This is a genomic window from Micromonospora sp. WMMD1128, assembly GCF_027497235.1.
Classification (GTDB): Bacteria; Actinomycetota; Actinomycetes; order Mycobacteriales; family Micromonosporaceae; genus Micromonospora.
The window spans coordinates 3,740,889-3,758,545 of sequence record NZ_CP114902.1; the positions used below are offsets into that span (position 1 = coordinate 3,740,889).

Annotated in this window: 11 protein-coding genes; 3 read left to right on the plus strand and 8 right to left on the minus strand. The window is 73.5% G+C overall.

The features are described from left to right. Positions 1-4: 4 nt before the first annotated feature. From O7602_RS16695 to O7602_RS16705, 3 genes are all read right to left on the minus strand, one after another. On the minus strand, positions 5-1,348 hold the full coding sequence (locus O7602_RS16695) for a ferredoxin reductase family protein (protein WP_281583572.1): 1,344 nt from the start codon (positions 1,346-1,348) through the stop codon (positions 5-7). Between the two features lie 81 nt (positions 1,349-1,429). Continuing rightward, a complete protein-coding gene (locus O7602_RS16700) occupies positions 1,430-2,695 on the minus strand; it encodes a hypothetical protein (protein ID WP_281583573.1) in 1,266 nt (421 codons plus the stop codon). An 8-nt stretch (positions 2,696-2,703) separates the two neighbouring features. Further along, entirely contained in the window at positions 2,704-3,747 is a 1,044-nt protein-coding gene (locus O7602_RS16705) for a hypothetical protein (RefSeq protein ID WP_281583574.1), read from the minus strand. Between the two features lie 123 nt (positions 3,748-3,870). On the opposite strand from O7602_RS16705, the gene O7602_RS16710 reads away from it, so the two are divergent. Both O7602_RS16710 and O7602_RS16715 read left to right on the plus strand, forming a co-directional pair. After that, the gene (locus tag O7602_RS16710; protein ID WP_281583575.1) at positions 3,871-4,158 is read left to right on the plus strand and encodes a hypothetical protein; all 288 of its coding nucleotides are present in this window, start codon (positions 3,871-3,873) and stop codon (positions 4,156-4,158) included. Next, positions 4,155-4,754, plus strand: a complete 600-nt coding sequence (locus tag O7602_RS16715; protein WP_281583576.1) for a hypothetical protein — start codon at positions 4,155-4,157, stop codon at positions 4,752-4,754. Before O7602_RS16710 ends, O7602_RS16715 begins: the two co-directional genes overlap by 4 nt. A 120-nt stretch (positions 4,755-4,874) precedes the next feature. On the opposite strand, the gene O7602_RS16720 is transcribed toward O7602_RS16715, so the two are convergent. The 5 genes from O7602_RS16720 to O7602_RS16740 form a co-directional block, all read right to left on the minus strand. Beyond that, positions 4,875-9,239: an FtsK/SpoIIIE domain-containing protein gene (locus O7602_RS16720; protein WP_281583577.1), complete on the minus strand. Its 4,365-nt coding sequence runs from the start codon at positions 9,237-9,239 to the stop codon at positions 4,875-4,877. An 85-nt stretch (positions 9,240-9,324) separates the two neighbouring features. Continuing rightward, positions 9,325-9,618 (minus strand): WXG100 family type VII secretion target, encoded by a 294-nt coding sequence (locus tag O7602_RS16725; protein ID WP_281583578.1) that lies wholly within the window; start codon positions 9,616-9,618, stop codon positions 9,325-9,327. Between the two features lie 18 nt (positions 9,619-9,636). Continuing rightward, positions 9,637-11,955: a hypothetical protein gene (locus tag O7602_RS16730; RefSeq protein ID WP_281583579.1), complete on the minus strand. Its 2,319-nt coding sequence runs from the start codon at positions 11,953-11,955 to the stop codon at positions 9,637-9,639. Next, the gene (locus tag O7602_RS16735; RefSeq protein ID WP_281583580.1) at positions 11,952-12,512 is read right to left on the minus strand and encodes a sigma-70 family RNA polymerase sigma factor; all 561 of its coding nucleotides are present in this window, start codon (positions 12,510-12,512) and stop codon (positions 11,952-11,954) included. The genes O7602_RS16730 and O7602_RS16735 overlap by 4 nt, the downstream gene beginning before the upstream one ends. A 426-nt stretch (positions 12,513-12,938) precedes the next feature. Continuing rightward, on the minus strand, positions 12,939-16,028 hold the full coding sequence (locus O7602_RS16740) for a discoidin domain-containing protein (RefSeq protein WP_281583581.1): 3,090 nt from the start codon (positions 16,026-16,028) through the stop codon (positions 12,939-12,941). A gap of 208 nt (positions 16,029-16,236) precedes the next feature. Here O7602_RS16740 and O7602_RS16745 point away from each other — a divergent pair, with 208 nt between their 5' ends. Continuing rightward, complete coding sequence (locus O7602_RS16745) at positions 16,237-17,655, plus strand: beta-1,3-glucanase family protein (protein WP_281583582.1); 1,419 nt, start codon at positions 16,237-16,239, stop codon at positions 17,653-17,655. The last annotated feature ends 2 nt before the right edge of the window (positions 17,656-17,657 follow it).

Here is a 17,657-nt window from a genome sequence, read left to right on the forward strand (position 1 = left end):
CCACTCACGCCCCCAGACGGAACGCCTCGATGTGCCGCTGACGGGCCGGCACCCGCAGCGCGCGCAGGCTGCGCTGCACGGTGGCCGCCATCGCGGCCGGGCCGCACAGGTAGACGTCACGGTCGGCGATGTCCGGCACCAGACCGCGCAGGCTCTCCGGGCTGAACGGCTGGCTGCCGTCGGTGGTGCGGCCGGTCAGCAGGTGCAACCGGGCCCCCCGGGCCCGCACCAGATCGCGCAGCTCGCCGATCAGCACCGCGTCGGCGGGCGTCCGCGCCCGGTAGAGGACCACGATGTCACCGGTCAGGTCCCGGTCCTCCAGCAGCGCCCGGATCGGCGTGACGCCGATACCGCCGGCGATCAGCACCGTGTTCTCCCGGGTGCGGCCGGCGGTGGTGAGCGCGCCGTACGGGCCCTCGACGTAGACCCGGGTGCCCACCGGCAACTGCCGCAACCCGGCGCTCGTGGAACCGATCGCCTTGGCGGTCAGTCGCAGGGTGCGGCCGTCCGGCGCGGCCGACAGCGACCACGGGTTGACCTGCCACCAGGAGTTGTGACCGGGGAACCGCCACCAGAAGAACTGCCCGGGCCGGGCACGCAGCCGGTCGAGCCGGTCGCCGCCGACGTACACGGAGACGGCCTGGTCGGTCTCCGGGACGACGGCGACGACCCGCAGCCGGTGACGGGCGTTGCGCGCCAGCGGCACGAACAGCCGGTTGACGAGCAACGCGCCGATCGCAAAGGCCCACAGAGCCCACCAGTACGCCTTGGTGAGGGTGCTGGACGCGAACGAGCTGCCCTCGTAGACCTGGTGGATCACCGACAACACGATCATCACGTACACCACCATGTGGGTGGCGTGCCATGCCTCGTAGGACATCCGGCGGCGGGCCATCCGCACCGAGGTGGACGCCATCACGCACACCAGGCCCGCGGCGATCATGCCGAGCAGCACCGGCGTCTGCCCGGCCAGGTTCGGGATCTCTTCGAGGAACGAGATCCGGTCGAGCCGGGCGTAGCCGAGCAGGACGAACGTCGGGTGCAGCAGCACGAGCCAGAAGATCGTGAAGCCCGTCCAGCGGTGCCAGTTGGTGAGCTTGTCCATGCCGATCCGCCGCTCCAGGAACGGCACGCGCCCGATCAGCAGCAGCTGAAGCGCCATCACGAAGCCCAGATGCAGGCCGAGGAACCGGCCGATCCCGGTCAGGGTGTTCGGCACCGGCCTGCTCGGATTGACGAACATCACCTCGACGATCAGCAGGTTGACCAGGAGGAACACCCAGAGCGTCAGGTACGCGGCTCGGGACTGGCCGGTGCGGCGCACCTGCGGCGGAGTTGCGGTGTACATCGCGAACCTTCCTGAAACGGCCCGGCCGGGGCCGGTGGGACCGCGTGCCACGACGGGCGGCGCGGGAGGGGAGGCGTGGGTCTAGCGCGACGGTGCTGTCACCGTCACCCCGATCTCGGGAAGGCGAACCGTGCCGTCGGCGTCCGCGTGCCAGCGCCAGCGGGCGCCGGGTAGCTCGCCGAGCACGATCGCGACCTGCCCGCTGCCCGGCCCGCACGCGGCGAGCAGATGACCCGCCTCCTCGGCCGACGGCGGCTCGGGGAGGACCACCAGCGCGGTGAGGGCCCGCCGGTGGGCGGCCAGGCGCACCATCCCGTCGTCGGTGCCGGGGCCGCGACCGGTCAACCGCAGGTCGGTCACCGACCCCATCCGTACCGCGGTGGAGGGCAGGCCCGGCGCCTCGCCGCACAGTCCCGGCACCGACAACACCGGCAGATCCGGGCGGAACCGCGTCAGGTCGGCGAGGAGATTCGCCAGGACGTCGATGGCGACCCCGGCGGATCCGCCGATCGCGAGGACCCCGTCGAGCCAGGTGAGGTCCACGAAGAGCGCGCCCTCCTCGCCGCCGCCGACCCGAACCAGGCAGGGCGCGACCGCGTCGTCGGCAGCAGGGCGGTCGCCGGTCGCCTCCGCGGGGCGCGTCCACATCCCGTCCGTCTCGGCCTGCCACGGCGTACGGGGCGCGTGCTCCGCGGTCACCCACGCGGTCACCGTGCGCTCGCCGACGCGCAGGGCGTACGCCTCGACCTGGTCGGCGGTCAGCTCGGCGGCGGCGTGCCAGGCCACCAGGGACCGGGCCCGGTCTGCGGCGAACTCGGCGGAGAGTGCGGCGCGTACCCGCATCCGCTCCTGGATCTGGCGGTGCCAGCGGGCGTTCTCACGGTATGCGTGGTAGCGGCCCCGCACCCGGCGCACGATCCGGCGCCGGAAGATCACCAGGAGGCTGAGGAGCGCCAGGATCACCGCGCCGACAAGCGCGGACACCACTTTCCAGGTGAAGTACGAGGGTCCGCCGGTGTCCGGGGCCGACCCGACCCGGCCGAGCCGGACGTCCGGGCCGCTGGCGTCGGCCGGCAGCAGCAGGATCCACCCGGCGCGGACCTCGCCGGAGTCGGTGAGCGCCCCGCCGTCGCTCTGCGGCCGACCGCGGTTCAGGCCGAGGATCTCGCCGGCGCGAGCGGGGTCGCCGAGGGTGCGCTGGGCGATCTGCGGCAGGGAGTCGGGACGCCCGCCGTTGTCCCCGGGTGCGCGTACCACAGCGACCTTGACGACATCGTCCGCGGCCGCCGGGGCGGCGGCCGGTGCGACGAGGGCGACGGTGAACACCGTGGCCACCAGCAGCAGCATTCGTCGGATCATCGGGCCGGGGTCCAACCCTGAGCGGCGGCACTGGCGATGATCGTGTCGGTGCTCTTGTCCGCGACGTTGCGGTAGAGCGGCGATCCGTCCAGGGTCACCTGCCTGGTGCCGTCCTTGCGGCGCATCCACCAGACCCGGTCCGCGTCGATGCCGTCGAGCTTCACCTTGCCGCCGCTCGCGGCGACCACCGGCTGCCACCGGGCCGCGCAGGCGCCCGTGCAGTTGCTGGTCGGCGGGTCGGTGACGTCGTCGTCGAAGCGGTAGATCGTCGCACCGTCGTCGTCGACGACGATCGGTCCGGCCTTGCTCTTCCTGGCGGCCAGCGTCCGGGTCCGATCCGGCGGCGCGGCCTTGACGACCGCCGTGGCGATCAGCGAATCGATCGCCCTGCCGTCGGGCGCGAACGCGAACCAGGCGTTGTCGATGCCCTGGCCGTTGAGGTCACCCGGCACGGTGTCCCCGGCGAACCGGTAGGCCGGCCAGCCGCCGATGGTGACCTGCACGCCGCCGTCCGGCCGCCGGATCGCGCCGATGTCATCGGTCTTCATCCCGTCGACGAAGACCCGACCTCCGGCCTGGATCAGCAACGGCGGCCAACTCCTGACGCACTCTCCGGCGCACGTCGAGGTCGGCGGTTCGGCCGAGTCGTCGGCGAAGCGGTACAGGGTGAACCCGGTCACGTCGGTCACGGTCTCGCCGATGGATGCCTTGTTCGTGGAGAGCTGGACCCACTTCGCCGGCGCCGGGGCGGTGGCCGTCGAGGGCTGCACGGTGGGCGTCGAGGGCCGCGCGGTGGCCGCGGGGTCGGCCGGCTCCGCCGTGTCCGAGGGTTTCGTGGTGGCCGCCGGGGGCGCGTCGTCGGCACGGCCGTCGCCGGTCAGGCCGGCACTCGCGGCCGGCTCGTCCACCAGCTGGATCTCGCCGCCGGCGAGGACGGGTGCCGGCGCCGGGGCGTTGGAGTCGCTGCCCGCGCAGGCGGCCGCGAGGAGCACCACCGCGGCGAGCGGGACGGTCAGTGCGCGGGCCGGGGTCCAGGCCACGGTGACACCTCCGGATTCGGTTGACAGGTACGGTCTGCACGACCCACCGACCGGTCCGGTTCGGCGCGAGTGGCACAGCTCACATTCGGTGAACCGCTCGGCGCATCCGATCGTGAAGCGCCCATGGCCAGATCAGACATCGTGGTCCCGGGTGAGGATCTCCAGCAGGCGGCGGAGGCGATGCGCCGGGTACTGCGGACCATCAACGTGAAGCGGAGTTCCGCGGACTTCAACCGGGTCGTCGGCAGCCCGGTCCGCGAGGCGGCCGAGAACTTCGAGGACCGCTGGGACGCCGGCCGCAAGCAACTGCGAGCGGAGTGCGACGACATCGTGCAGGCGATCGACATGATCCTCGACGCCTTCACCACGGTCGACGAGCAGGGCGGCAACAGCCTGGGCGGCGGCAGGTGACCGCCGGGCACGCCCCCGGATCGTTCACCATCGAGGTGCCGGACGGCTGGCTCGACTACGACCTCGCGGGGCAGGACTTCAGCCGGCAGCAGCGCGAGCTGCGGGCGGCGGCGACCACTCCCGAGCAGCGCAGCGCCGTCGACGACGCGCTGCGCCAGGCCCGCCGCCTGTTGCGCGCCGCCCGGCAACGGGGTGCCGCCTCCGCGGCCGGACTGATCGCCCGCGACGACGACGGCGGGCTGCTCATGGCGTTCGTCGGAGTGTTCGGGGTGACCGTCCCGGACGGGGCGCAGCTGTCCGTGGCCGACCTCGCCCAGCAGGTGTCCCGGCCCGCTCGCGTCGACGGTCACGGCGAGCGCACCGTCACGTCCACGACCATTCCCGGCGTCGGGGTCGTCGCCCGGATCACCGGCACCGAGATCGTCGAGCTGACCGGGTCCACGTCCGCCGTGATGGTCGCGATGCACACGATCGTCCCGGTCCCGGCGCAGCCGGGGTCCTACCTGGTGGTCACCGGCATGAGCCCGAACCTGCCGCTCGCCGACGCGCTCCACGACGTCTTCGACGCGATCACCGGCACACTGCGCTTCGCCTGACCGCGTGACCGCCTGACCGCCTGACCCCGTCCGACGCCGCTGAGCCGGCCCGACGCCGCCTGAGCCCGCCCGGGGCGTGGGGGCCGGTGGTGCCCGACGGCGCCACCGGCCCCCACGTTTTCAGTCCGCCTTCGGCACCTGCACGGCGGTCAGCATTCCGTCGCCCAGGTGCAGGTAGGCGCGCCCCGGCTGGGCGGCCTGCCCGACGATGCCGCGCGGGATCCGCACACCGATCAGCTCACCGTCGGTGACGCTCTGCGGCCCGATCAGCAGGCCGGCCCGGTTGCGCTTGAGTTGCGTCAGCCAGCCGGCCAGGCCGAGGCTCAACGCCTCCGCGTTGCCGGCCACCACCAGGCCCCACCCGTTGCCCGCCGCGCCGCGGGCCAGCATGTTCAGGTCACCGTCGATGTCCGACTGGGCGAGCAGCTCGGCGTCGTCGATCACCACCGCCCCGGTCTCCTCCGGCATGCTCTTCAGCAACTGCCGGAAGTCGACCGCGGCGACGCCGGCGTCGGTCACCACCCCGGTCACTCCCGGCTGCCCGGCCAGGTCCCGCAACGGCGAGCGACGCGGCGCCACCACCAGCAGCCCGGTGCCGTTGGCCAGCAACGAACGGGCCACCGTCAACAACGCGGTGCTACGACCCGACCGGGGCGGACCGCCGATCGCGAAGGTCGGGATGTCGACGAAGTCCGGCCCGAGCGGGAGCACCTCGTCGCCGCCCACCCCGACGAAGGCGGTGAGGGCCCGGCCGTTCTCCGGCGCCATCCGGCGCACCTCGGCGTAGCCGATCAGGTCGGGCAGCGCCGCGAACCGGCGTGGCCGGGCCGCCGCCGGCACCGCCGCGTCCCGGTCGGTGAGCCGCCTCGCCCCCTCGGTCAGCGCCGCGGCCTGCCCCTGTCCCGTGGTGTCCGGGCCGAGCACCGCGATCTGCGCCTCGGCGTGGTCGGCGATCCGGATCGCCCGGCCCGGCCCCTGCTCCGGCGGCACGTCCCGGAGGTTCAGGCCCAACAAGGAGTAGTCGCTGCGGTCATTGAGGCGCAGCACCAGCTTCTCCTCGGTGGCGCCGGCGAAGCGGCCCGAGCCGAGCACCTTGTCCCCCGCCAGCACGACGTGGACGCCCACCCCGGCGCCGTCGCGCAGCAACCGGGTCAACCGCTCCAGGTAGCTGCCGTTGTCGTGGGTCGCGAAGTCCCGCTCGAACACCTCGAACCGGTCCACCAGCAGCATCAGGTGCGGCAGCCGCTGCGGCGGCGGGGCGCTGCGCCGCTGCTCCGCCAGGTCCGCCACCCGCTGTTCGCCGAAGAGCGACTGCCGCCGGGTCAACTCGGTGTTGAACCACGTCAGCATGCGGTCCAGGCGCTCGGTCTGCAGCCGGTCCACCACCGCCCCGCAGTGCGGCAGGCCGGCCAGCGGCAGGAGCGCGCCGTTACCGCAGTCGATGGCGTAGACGTGCACGTCGGCCGTGGAGTGCCGGACGGCCAGCGCGGCGGCCAGACTACGCAGCGCCTGCGAGCGACCGCTGCGGCTGGACCCGATGAAGAAGACGTGCCCGGTACGGTCGGCGTCGAACAGCAGTGGCTGGCGGCTCTGCGCGGCCGGCAGATCCACGATGCCGTACGCGACCGCACCCAGGTCGCCCGGCACCGCCGCGACCGCCGGCTGCGGCACCTCCGCCCACTGAATCACCTCGGCCAGCGGCGGCAGCCACGGGCTGGGCTGCCGTGGCACACCCGTCCGTTCGGTCGCCGCGACGATCGCACCGACAAGTTCCCGCAGGTCGGTGTCGGCCACACCGCCGGCCGCACCGCCCGCCGCGCCACCGGCGGCGGCCCGGGCCGGGACCGGGTCGCCCAGCCGGTTCCAGTCCACGTGGGTGACCTCGACGCGCACCTGGTCGGCCCGCGCCCCCGTCACCGGCCGTCTGCCGCCGATGCGCCCGGCCTGGAACGGCAGCAGCGCGGCGTACCCGAGACGGGCGTACGCCCGGCCCGGCGTGCGCGGCGACAACTCGCCCGCGTCGGGGGCGTCGATGATGTCCCGGCTCTCGCCTTGATCCGTGGTCCGCAGCGCGATACGCAGGTTCGTGTTCGCCCGGATGTCCGGGGTCACCGCGCCGGACGGACGCTGCGTCGCCAGCACCAGATGGATGCCGAGCGACCGGCCCCGCTGCGCGATGTTGACCAGACCGGTGACGAAGTCGGGCAGCTCCCGCACCATCGACGCGAACTCGTCGATCACCAGCACCAGCCGCGGCATCGGGGGCATGCTGCCGTCCCGGGACCGGCGCTCCTGGTAGCGGACGATGTCGGAGGCGCCGGCACCGGCCAGGACGTGCTCCCGCCGGCGCAGCTCCGCGCCGAGCGAGGTCAGTGCCCGTTCCACCAGATGGGTGTCCAGGTCGGTCACCATGCCGACGGTGTGTGGCAACTGCTCGCACTCGGCGAAGGCGCTGCCGCCCTTGTAGTCGACCAGCACGAAGGTCATCTCGTCCGGTCGGTTCGCCACCGCCAGCGTGGCCACCAGGGTTTGCAGAAGCTCCGACTTACCGGCTCCGGTGGTGCCCGCGATCAGGGCGTGCGGCCCGTCCCGGACCAGGTCGATCGCGAACCGACCGTCCAGTCCGGCGCCGAGCACCGCCTCGGTGCTCCGCGGCCGGACCGCCCAACCAGCCTCGATCTTCTCCGGGGTCGGCGGCTCCAGGTCCAGGATGTCGAGCAGACGTGCCGACTGCGGCAGGACCGCGTCGTCTCCGTCACCGGCCGCGCCCAACGGCGCCATGCGCCGGGCCGCCCGCTCGTACCAGCCGGCGTCCGGTTCGTCGGCGCGGATGCCGACGACCTGCGCCGCGTTGGCGGTACGCAGCGAGGCCCCAGCCGCGTCGGACACCACCACGGCCCGGCACTCCTCCGGCAGCAGCCGCTCCTGCGACTCCAGGCAGAGCACGTAGACGCCGACCGCGGGCCCGTCACGCAGCAGGGTGACCGCGCCGGGCATCGACCGCAGCCGCCGCGCGCCGTCGAACACGACCAGGATGTCCGGCTCCCCGGTCGCCCCGCCCCGCTCGGCGCCGTTCTGCCGGTCACCGGCGGACCTCGCGGTGATCACCCGGTTCAGCTCGGCGATACGCCGCGACACCGACTCGGCGCTGGTGCCGATCCGGAGGTACGCCTCCTCGCGGTCCGGGCGGACGTGGGGCAGCCAGCGCAGCCAGGACCAGCGCTGCTCGCCGGACGCCTCGGTGAGGACACAGATGCGCAGATCGTCGGGGCTGTGCAGGACCGCCGCCTGAGCCACCAGCCAGGGCGCCAGGCGGGCCAGACGGTCCCCGGCCACGCCGACCACGCCACTGCCGCGCACGTCGAGGGCCACCGGAACCTGCCCCAGCTCGGGCACGGTGATCCGGCGATGCTCGTCAAGCGCCGGATCCTCCACCCGGACCGCCGACGGCATCGAGCAGGTGCCGACCCGCAGCGCGAGGAAGTCGTCGTCGCGCCACCGACGCTCCCACAGCCGCTCGCCGGGCAGGGTGGCGATCCGCCCGGTGGAGGCCGGATCCGGGTAGGCGTAGCGCCGGGCGCGCTGCTCCTCGAGAACGGCCTCGTCGATGTCGGCCCGCACCCGGGCGAGCTTCTCCTCGTACTCCTGCGTCTGCTCGGCGAAGCTCCGCCGGCCGCGCCGTCTGCTGCCGAACTGGGTCAGCAACGCGCCCAGGGGTGAGACCAACGCCAGGAAGATGAACCGCCAGTTGCCCGTCGCGAGGATGCCCACCAGTGCGCCGATCGCCGGCATCAGCAACAGCGTCACCAGCGGAACGGGACTCCGGTCCGGCGTGGTCGGCTCGACCGGCAGCCGGAACTGCCCGCCCGGGATCTGTGGGAAGAACCGCGGCTGCCGGTTGAACTCCCAGGTGAAACCGTCCGACGCACGGGTCAACGGCGCCTGCATCGGCACCCCGGTCGCCAGTTCGAGCAGGATGCCGCCGATCGCCACCTGGCGGCCCGGCGGCCACTCGACGGTGCCGTCCAGTGCCCTGCCGTCCATCTCCATCGCCGCCACGGCGGTCACCTCGACCGTCCGCTCGGCGGTGACCAGCAGCCGGGCGGCGACCGGCGGCGCATCGCCGGCCAACCGCACCCGGCAGGTGGACGCGCTGCCCACTTCGTACTCCCCGGGTGGCAGGAGCACGATCCCCCCGGCGCCCGGGCCACCCACCAGTCGCACCTCCACGGCGCCGGCCCGACCGGCCGGCGCTCGCGCCGGCCGGTTCAGCCCCAGCTCGGCACCCGCGCCGATGCTCGCCTCAGCGAGCGACCACCGCGGGTCCAGCGGGGTGACACCGTGAAAGAGCCGGCCCGGACGCCCGCCCACGGCACCGGCCAACTCGGCGGTGAACGCGCCCACCGAGGTGCCCGGTTCTGCCTCCACCACCAGCGCCTCGGCAGCCGGCGAGGCGTCGGACAGCACACTGACATTGAGCCGCACTTCGATCCTCCTCCTTTCGTCAACAGCGGACACGCCCGGCGCGGATGCGCTCCGGGCGTGTCCGAGGGGTCTGCCGCCGCTGCCGTCAGCCGAGGCGCGAGCCGAGATCCTGGTCGGTGGAGGCGAACGCCTCCCCGACCGAACGGACGTAGTTGCCGATCCCCTGCAGGCCCTGGTTCACCTGGTCGAAGCCCTTGGCGAACTCGTCGAAGAAGGGCTGGAACCTCTGTTGTGCGGCCGGGGTGCGATAGCCCTGGGCGAGCAGGTTCTGCACCTTGCCGCGCACCTCGACCAGCTTGTCCTGCAGTTGGGTGAAGTCGTTCAGCAACGCTGCCGACGTCTGGGCGGTCTCGTCGCTGTTGACCGCGAAATCGGGCATGGTGACACTCCTTGATCTCTATATCTGGTCGCCGGCCGGCGACCGGCGAAAATTCTTGGTGAACCCGGCGCCGTCGTCCGCGGCCGTCTCGCGCACGGGTGCGGCGCCGACCTGGGCCGGCGCATCGTCCCCGTCCCGGTCCTCGTCCTGCCGGTTGTCGATGGCGGTCGAGGCGACGTGGCTCGCTATGGCGGAGGAGGAATCCTTGACGGCCTGGGCCGCGCGCTCCTCGATGTCGTCGTCGGCGTCCGGCTCCGCGTCGACGTCCCGCGCGTCGGGGGTGTCGCCGGCGGCGGACGGCGGCCCTTCCGCCTGCGGACCGGGATCTCCTCCCGCTCCGGCATCGGACTCCGATCGCGGCCGGGATCCACCCGGACCGGACGTCGTTACGCCGCCCGCACCCGCCGGGGGCGCACCACCGGTGCTGGAGGCGGAGGGGGTCACGGCCGGGGGTGGCGGTCCCGGGTTCGCCGGCTCCCGACCGGCGCCGGACACGCTCGCGGACTCCGGGCCCGCGACATCCGACGGTGGCGCGGCCGGCTCCGGGCTCTGCGGTCCGGTCGGCCCGGACGCGGCCCCGGGCGCACCGCCGTCCGGTGCCGGCCCGTCCTGCCCGGACCCGACCGGCACCGAAGCGACCGGGGCCCGCTCGCCGGGGGTTGCTCCCGGCGGTGCCGGGCTCCCGGCGCCTTCCCCGGCCGTCGGTGGAAGGCCGGGCGTGGCACCGACCGGGTCGCCTCCCGGCGAGGGCGAGGTCCCGGTGCCCGCGTCAGCGCCGACCGCCGCCGGGTCGCCCTCGGCCGGGATCCTGGTCCCGTCCGACCTCGGCTCCGCCGGGGTGGCCGGGCTGCCGGCGCCCGCCCCGGCACCCGGGCCAGCCGGAGCGCCACCGACTGCCGGAGCGGCCGGAGCGCCGACCGGCGCGGCGCCGGCCGTGGGAGCGACCGGCGCGGCGCTGATGGCGGGGTCGTTCCCGGCCGGACCCGCTGCCGGAGCAGCGTCCGTGGGAGGCGCAGCGCCGGCGGGCGCGGCACCACCGGCCGGCGCGGCACCACCGGACGGCGCGCCGTCACCGGACGGTCCGCCGACCGCGGATGCCTCGTTCCCGCGTGACGGTGCGCCCCCACCGGCCGACCCGTCAACGACAGAGGCACCGGTGTCGCTCGACGTCCGGCCCCCGGCCGGGACGTCGCCGCCACCCGATGGCACGTCGAGATCCGTACGGGAGAAGCCCTTCTGGAATCCGTCGACGACGCCGCCGGCCGCCGCGCCCGCCGCCGCGCCGCCGAAGATCGAGGCGGCGTCGAAGCCCGAGCTGTTCTTGTTGCCCAGCTTGTTGAGTCCGACGGTGGCGACCTCCTCGACGACGCCCTTGCTGAAGTCCGCCACCACCTGCCGGCCGAAGGCGCCACTCCGGCCGCCGAACGTGAGGACGCCAGTGATCAGCTTGTTGTTCCGGCCGATCTCACCGAAGGCCCTGGCGCCGCTGCGAGCGGTCGCGACCAGCCCGGGCGCCACGCTCTTCGCGCCGCGGGTGAACGAGCCGATCAGTTTCGCGCCGGGGACGAGCGTCACCAGGCCCACCAGGAGGGTGCCCAGTTCGAAGTTGCCGTTCGCGGCCTGGACCGCCGCCGTGACCACGACCGCGACCAGGGCGAGCACGATCCCGACCACGGGCAGGACCACCCCGACGATCGCGATCGCGATGTCGATGATCAGCCGGAAGATCGGGTTGTCGCGGAAGAAGTCCCCGATGCGTTGGAAGAAGCTTCGCCGGGGCGGCGGCTTGATCGCTTTCGAGGCGGCGTCGTCGAGCGCCTGGTTACATCGCGCGGAGGCCACCTCCCGCAGCCGCCGGGCGTCCGCGGCGAGCCGCTGGGCGGCCGAGAGCTCGGCGCGCGCTCCGGCGATCTCGTCGGCGTGTGCCTGCGCCTCCGCGATCTCCGCGGGCGTGGCGGCGGCCGGCGACCGCGGAGTCGTACGGCGGGCGACCCCCACGGCGGCGGTGGCCTGATCCATCGCCGTGTCGATCCGCGTCTGCTGGTCACGCAGCGCCCGGGCATACGTCCGGTACGCCTGCGCCGCCGCGTCGAACGAGTCGACCGTCTGCTGCAGCTTTCGCGGCAGCTTGTCGAGCATGTCGCGGAGCTTCTCCATGGACTCGCCACGTGCCTGCGACAGCGAACCGCCCCGGCCCAGGACCCGTACACCGGTCTGGGCGTCGTCCCGGATCTCCTCGTAGAGGCGCGCCAGTTGGTCGATCTGATCCGGATCTCCCGGGGTGGGGTCCCCGCTCATGCCCAGGATGGCGAACCCGGAGGTGTGCCGTCTGCTCACGCGAGGTCCCCCGCACGGCTCGACGGTGCGGACGGGGACCCCGCCAGCAGGGGTGCCAGTTCGGCGCGCAGCGCCCGGATCGCGTAGTGGGCGCGCGACTTGACGGTTCCGGGCGGGATGCCGATGGACCTGGCCGCCTCGGTCACCGTGCTGCGGCGGTAGTAGAGCTCGAAGATCACATCTCGGTGTTCGGCGGTGAGGCGGCGCAGCGCGGGCATCAGGTAGGCGGTGGCCACGACCGCGTCGGCGTGGTCCCGCACCGGGCTCTGCAGGGCGGCCCACGTCTCGTCGGCCACCGGGTACGCCCGTCGTCCCCGCAGCACGTCGACGGCGACGTTGTGCGCGACCGTGTACAACCAGCCGCGCACCGAGCCCTCCCGCCCGAACAGAACCCGCCGATGCCGCCACGCCCGCAGCAGCGTCTCCTGGTACACGTCGTCGGCGATGCTCCGGTTCCCGGTCAGCCGCGCGACGTACGCCCGGACCGGCTCGCCGTGGCTGGCCACCATGTCCGCATAGTTCTGTTCGGCGGTCCGCGCCGGCTCCGGGACAGGCACTGGCTCCAGGGTCCGGATCTGCCGGTGGGCGCGGGCCGTCGCCGCCGCACGCGGCGAACCGCCGCTACCGTTCCTGACGGACGTCCGGGCACCCTGCGTCAGGGCGCGCGGGAACTGTCCCTGTTGTCCGCCGCCGGGGTCGGTGGCGATGGCCTGGCCCGTAGTCACTGCGGCTGCTTCTCCCTCGGCACGCGGGTCCGCCCGTCCGGACCCGGGCAAAGCCTGCGGGAATCGCCGCGCCGACACTTGGCGGATGTCTGAGGGATTTCTGAGGACGGACGCGCTCACACCATGGCCCGCGCGCGCGGCGTCGAGCGGCAACCGGCCGAACGGGTGTGCGGCGTGGGACGAACCCCGGTTCGTCCCACGCCCTTCGGCGAGGGCGTCCTCCCGGCCGGCGTCGCGCACGCCGGCCGGGAGACCGCCTCAGAAGCCGGTCAGCCCGGCGCCGTACGGGTAGAGCGGGTTGCCGTAGGTGGTCGCCGGTGGCTGGTCGGCGTCGATCGCGGCCCGGATCTGCGACCGTTCGGCCGCGGTCGCGCCCAGGTCGTACGGCAGGTCCCACGCCTCGACGGCGTCGGCCGGGGTGTCGGTGCCGCCCGGGCGCAGCACGTCGGACAGGTTGCGGGGCAACTGCCAGGGCAGCTTGCCGCGCGGCTGGTAGTCCCCGAAGAGCAGGCCGGCCAGGGCCGGACCCATCTCCTCACCGCCCCGGTAGGTGACCACGATCGCGCTTGCCAGGTCCCGCCACTCGGTGATGACGTAGGGCCGCGGCAGGACCAGCGCCACCACCACCGGGATGCCCCGGGCGCGGAACTTCTGGATCACCGCGAGCTGGTCCGGCGGCAGGTAGGGCTGTTCCTTCGCCCAGTTCGTCGCGTGGGTGTAGGACGCTTCGCCGACCGCGACGACCGCCAGCTTGGGGTTCGGGCTGTCGTCCTGGTGAACGGTCACCCCGGCCTGCGCGGCCCGGGCGCGGACCGCGTCCAGGATCGTCTGCGACCCGTACTCGGCGTGGAAGAAGCTCGTCCACACGCAGCAGGAGCCGCCGTCGGCCGCGCGGGGACCGGCTACCACGATGTCATCACCGGCGGTGAGCCGCACCGGTAGCGTGCCGGCGTCGTTCTTCAGCAGCGTCATCGACTCCCGCGCGGCCTGGTTGGCCAGCGCCGCGTACGCCGGCTGGTGGAAGCGGTACGGACCGTTGACCGGATCGCCGTACGGTGCCTCGAAGATGCCGAGTTGGAACTTCACCCGCAGCACCCGCCGGACCGCGTCGTCGATCCGCGACGCCGGCACGTTCGCCACGAAGTCGGCGATCGAGAAGCCGGCCGCGCCCGGGTCGGCGCCACCCATCACGTCGGAGCCGGCCTTCGCCGCGCCGATCCAGGATCCCGAGGGCAGCCAGTCGGTGGTGATCAGGCCCTGGTAGCCGAGATTCTGCCGCAGGTAGGCGAGGATCTTGGCGCTGTCCCCGGCGCCGGGACCGCCCGGGTCGAGCAGCGAGCTGCCCGCGTAACCGGGCATGATGTTGACCGCGCCCGCCTCCATCGCCGCCCGGAACGGGATCATGTGGTATTTGATCGTCACGCTGTCGTAGACGATCAGCGCCTCGCCGCCCGCGCCCTCGCCCGGCCAGTGCTTGACCGTCGCCAGCACGGAGTGCGGGTTCAGCTCCGGGCCGCCCTGCAGGCCGGCCACCAGGGCGCGAACCTGGGCCGCGGCGACCTGCGCGTTCTCACCGTTGCCCTCCTGGATACGCGGGTAGATCACCTTGGTGCCGACCTCGGCCAGCGGACCGAGCACGCCGCGGGTGCCGACCTCCAACTGTTCCCGCCGCTGCACGTCGCCGAGCTGGTAGTCGAGCGGGTAGTTCTTCGCGGCGGCGAGTGCGCTCTGCATCGGGTAGGTCGTCTGGTAGCCGTGGATGGTGTCGCCCGCGGAGACGAACGGGATGCCCAGCCGGGTGCCGGCCGAGGCGAGCAGTTGCTGGTGCAGGTCCGCCGCCTGCGCGGGGCCGAAGTGCCACCCCGACCGGGGGTACGCCTGGGCGTTGTAGAAGAGCTGGTACGCCTTCTCCTCGGGCGTCATCCGCGCCAGCAGGTCGTCCACCCGGGTCTGGACCGGCAGCCGCCAGTTCTCGTACGGCTCGATGGACCCGTTCCGGTTGAGGTCGCGGGCGCCGGCGACGACGCCGATCCCGTCGGCGACGCTTTCCAGGGTGGGCAGGTAGACGCTGAAGCGGCGGATGTTCGAGGTGACCGGGGTGCCGCCGACCGTGGTGACGTACCACTGGTAGGTCCAGCGGTCCGGCAGGTCCCAGGTGGGCGTGTAGGACGTGCCGGTCGGCTCGGCGACCTTCGTGTAGAGGTCGAGCAGGTTGCCGGTGGCGGTGAAGTCGTAGTCGGTGCGGCTGATGTTGATCCACACCTGGTAGCGGGTCGCGCCGGTGACCGCCGTCCAGCTCAGCGTGGGTCGGCGGGTGGTGGTGACCATCGCCGCGTCGGCCGGCGCGGTCAGGGTGAACTGGTTGCGGGTCGCCGGCGGGCGGGTGGGGCCGGAGAGCAGCGGCGCGGTGGTGGCGGTGTCGTCGACGCTGCCGTACGCCTGTAGCTCCCACAACGAGTACCCGTAGCCGGTGGCCCGGGCCGCGCCGTACAGGCGCAGGTAGCGGCCGGTGCCGCTGACGGTGAGTTGTTCGGTGCCACCGCGGCCGGTGGTGGTGGCGTAGATCGTCGTCCAGGTCGACCCGTCGGTCGACGTCTCCAGCCGGTAGCCGGTGGCGTAGGCGGCCTCCCAGGCGAGCACCACCCGGTTGATCGTGGCGACGCCGCCGAAGTCGACGCGGAGCCACTGCGGGTCGCTGCCGAACTGGCTCGACCAGCGGGTGGTGCTGCGGCCGTCGAGCGCGGCGGCGGGGGCGTTGCCGCCCTCCCACGAGGACGCGGCGACCGTCCGGAACTCGGAGATCGGCCGGCCGGTGGGCGGCGGAGTGGTGCCGATGCTGCCGAACACCTTGAACTCCCAGAGCGAGTAGCCGTAGCCGGTGGCCCGGCCCGTGCCGTACATCCGCACGTACCGGCCGGAGCCGGTCACCGCGAGGGTCTGCGTGCCGCCGGCCCCGGCGGTGGTCGAGTAGACGGAGGTCCACGGCCCGGACGGCGCGGGGGCCACCTGGATCTGGAACGCGGTCGCGTAGGCCGCCTCCCAGACGAGCTGCACCTGGTCGACGGTGGCGGTCGCGCCGAGGTCGATCTGGAGCCACTGCGGGTCGGCGAAGGCGCTCGACCACCGGGTGCCGGCGTCACCGTCGGTGGCGGCGGCGGCCGGCGTCGCCGCGCCCTCGGTCGACGAGGCGGTGGTCGGGCGCCCCTGCGAGATCAGCGGCCCGGCCGCGCCGGCGGCCGGGCCGGGCACGACGAGGTAGGTGGCGAGGAGGGCGAGCAGCGCCAGCGCCACGGCGGCCGGGCGGTGCCGGCGGCGCGCGGGTACGGGCAGCGGTGGTGTCGTGGGCATGTGCGGCTCCCGGATGGTGGTGGCGGGATGGTGCGGAGAGAGCGCCCTCGAATCCAGCGTCATCGACGTTCTTCGTTCAAGTCAACGAAGTGGGGAAGGTCCGGAAAAGATCATGGAAAGGGATGTCTCCTTGACAGCGACCGCGATACGGGTCCACCCTCGGTGACCGAGAGAGCGCCCTCCGTCGGATCCACCGAAGGAGGCGTTCATGTCCCCCACCCCACCCGTCCCGCACCGGCTCGCGCCGGGCCGTCCCGTCCACCACCGCCGCCGTCCCGGGCGTCGGTGGCTCGCCGCCGCCGCGACCGCCCTCACCCTGCTCGCCGGCGGCATGCTCGCCGACGCCGCCTCGGCCGGCGCCGACCCGGGGGTCGCCGCCTGCGGCGGCAACGTGGCAGCCGGCCGACAGGCGGTCGCCTCGTCGGTCGAGAGCGCCGCCTTCCCGGCGTCGGCCGCCGTCGACGGCAACACCGGCACCCGCTGGTCGAGCGCCTTCGCCGACCCACAGTGGCTGCGGATCGACCTCGGCGCCACCCAGGACATCTGCCAGGTCACCCTCCGCTGGGAGGCCGCCTACGCCGTCGCCTTCCAACTCCAGACGGCCGCCGCGCCGGACGGGCCGTGGACCACCGTCCACTCCACCACCACCGGCGCCGGCGGCACGCAGACCATCGCGGTCACCGGCACCGGGCGGTACGTGCGGATGTACGGCACCGGACGGGCCACGCCCTACGGCTACTCGCTCTGGGAGGTGGCGGTCGCCACCACCGGCGGCTCGACGCCACCACCGACCACCCCGCCGCCGGCCGGCGGTTTCTGGGGCGACACCACAGGCATCCCGCCGGCCCGCAACGTGCTCACCGTCAAGGTGCTCAACCGGACCAACGGCCGCTACCCCGACAGCCAGGTCTACTGGAGCTTCAACGGTCAGACGCGCTCCATCGCCGAGCAGCCCTACCTGGACATGCCGGTGAACTCGGCGGGCCGGATGTACTTCCGCCTCGGCTCGCCGACCAGCCAGTACAGCGACTTCATCGAGTTCACGGTCGGCGCGAACCAGTTCAACGGCAACACCACCCGGGTCGACGCGTTCGCCCTCAAACTGGCGATGCGGCTGCACGCCCGCGACGGCTACGACGTCGCGGTCGGCGAGAACGAGACGACCTTCGCCGAGGACCGCTCGGCGACCTTCCAGCGTTTCGCCGACGCGGTGCCGGCGGAGTTCAAGCACCTGGCCAGCATCGAGGCGCCCTACCGGATCCCGGCGCCGGGAAGCTCCCCGCAGTTCCGGGCCGGCGGCCAGTACGCCGGCTACTTCACCGCGTACGCCAACTCCGTCGGGCTGCCCGCGGCCACGTCGGACATCTTCGGCTGCGCCGGGCGGTTCGCCGGTGACCCGACCGGCTGCGCGGCGCTGAACCGGCACACCGCGCAGTTGCCCCGGGCACAGTGGGAGGACCCGGCCCGCTTCTACCAGCAGTCGCCGGCCAACTGGTACGCGAAGTTCTGGCACGATCGCGCCCTCGGCGGTCGCGCCTACGGCTTCCCGTACGACGACGTCGCCGACCAGTCGTCGTTCGTCTCCCACGGCGACCCGCAGTGGTTGCTCGTCGCCGTCGGCTGGTGAGC

Coding starts and splice junctions, on each gene's coding strand:
- O7602_RS16695 (WP_281583572.1), bottom strand. CDS start 1,348: ATGTACACCGCAACTCCGCCGCAGGTGCGCCGCACCGGCCAGTCCCGA.
- O7602_RS16700 (WP_281583573.1), bottom strand. CDS start 2,695: ATGCTGCTGCTGGTGGCCACGGTGTTCACCGTCGCCCTCGTCGCACCG.
- O7602_RS16710 (WP_281583575.1), top strand. CDS start 3,871: ATGGCCAGATCAGACATCGTGGTCCCGGGTGAGGATCTCCAGCAGGCG.
- O7602_RS16725 (WP_281583578.1), bottom strand. CDS start 9,618: ATGCCCGATTTCGCGGTCAACAGCGACGAGACCGCCCAGACGTCGGCA.
- O7602_RS16740 (WP_281583581.1), bottom strand. CDS start 16,028: ATGCCCACGACACCACCGCTGCCCGTACCCGCGCGCCGCCGGCACCGC.
- O7602_RS16745 (WP_281583582.1), top strand. CDS start 16,237: ATGTCCCCCACCCCACCCGTCCCGCACCGGCTCGCGCCGGGCCGTCCC.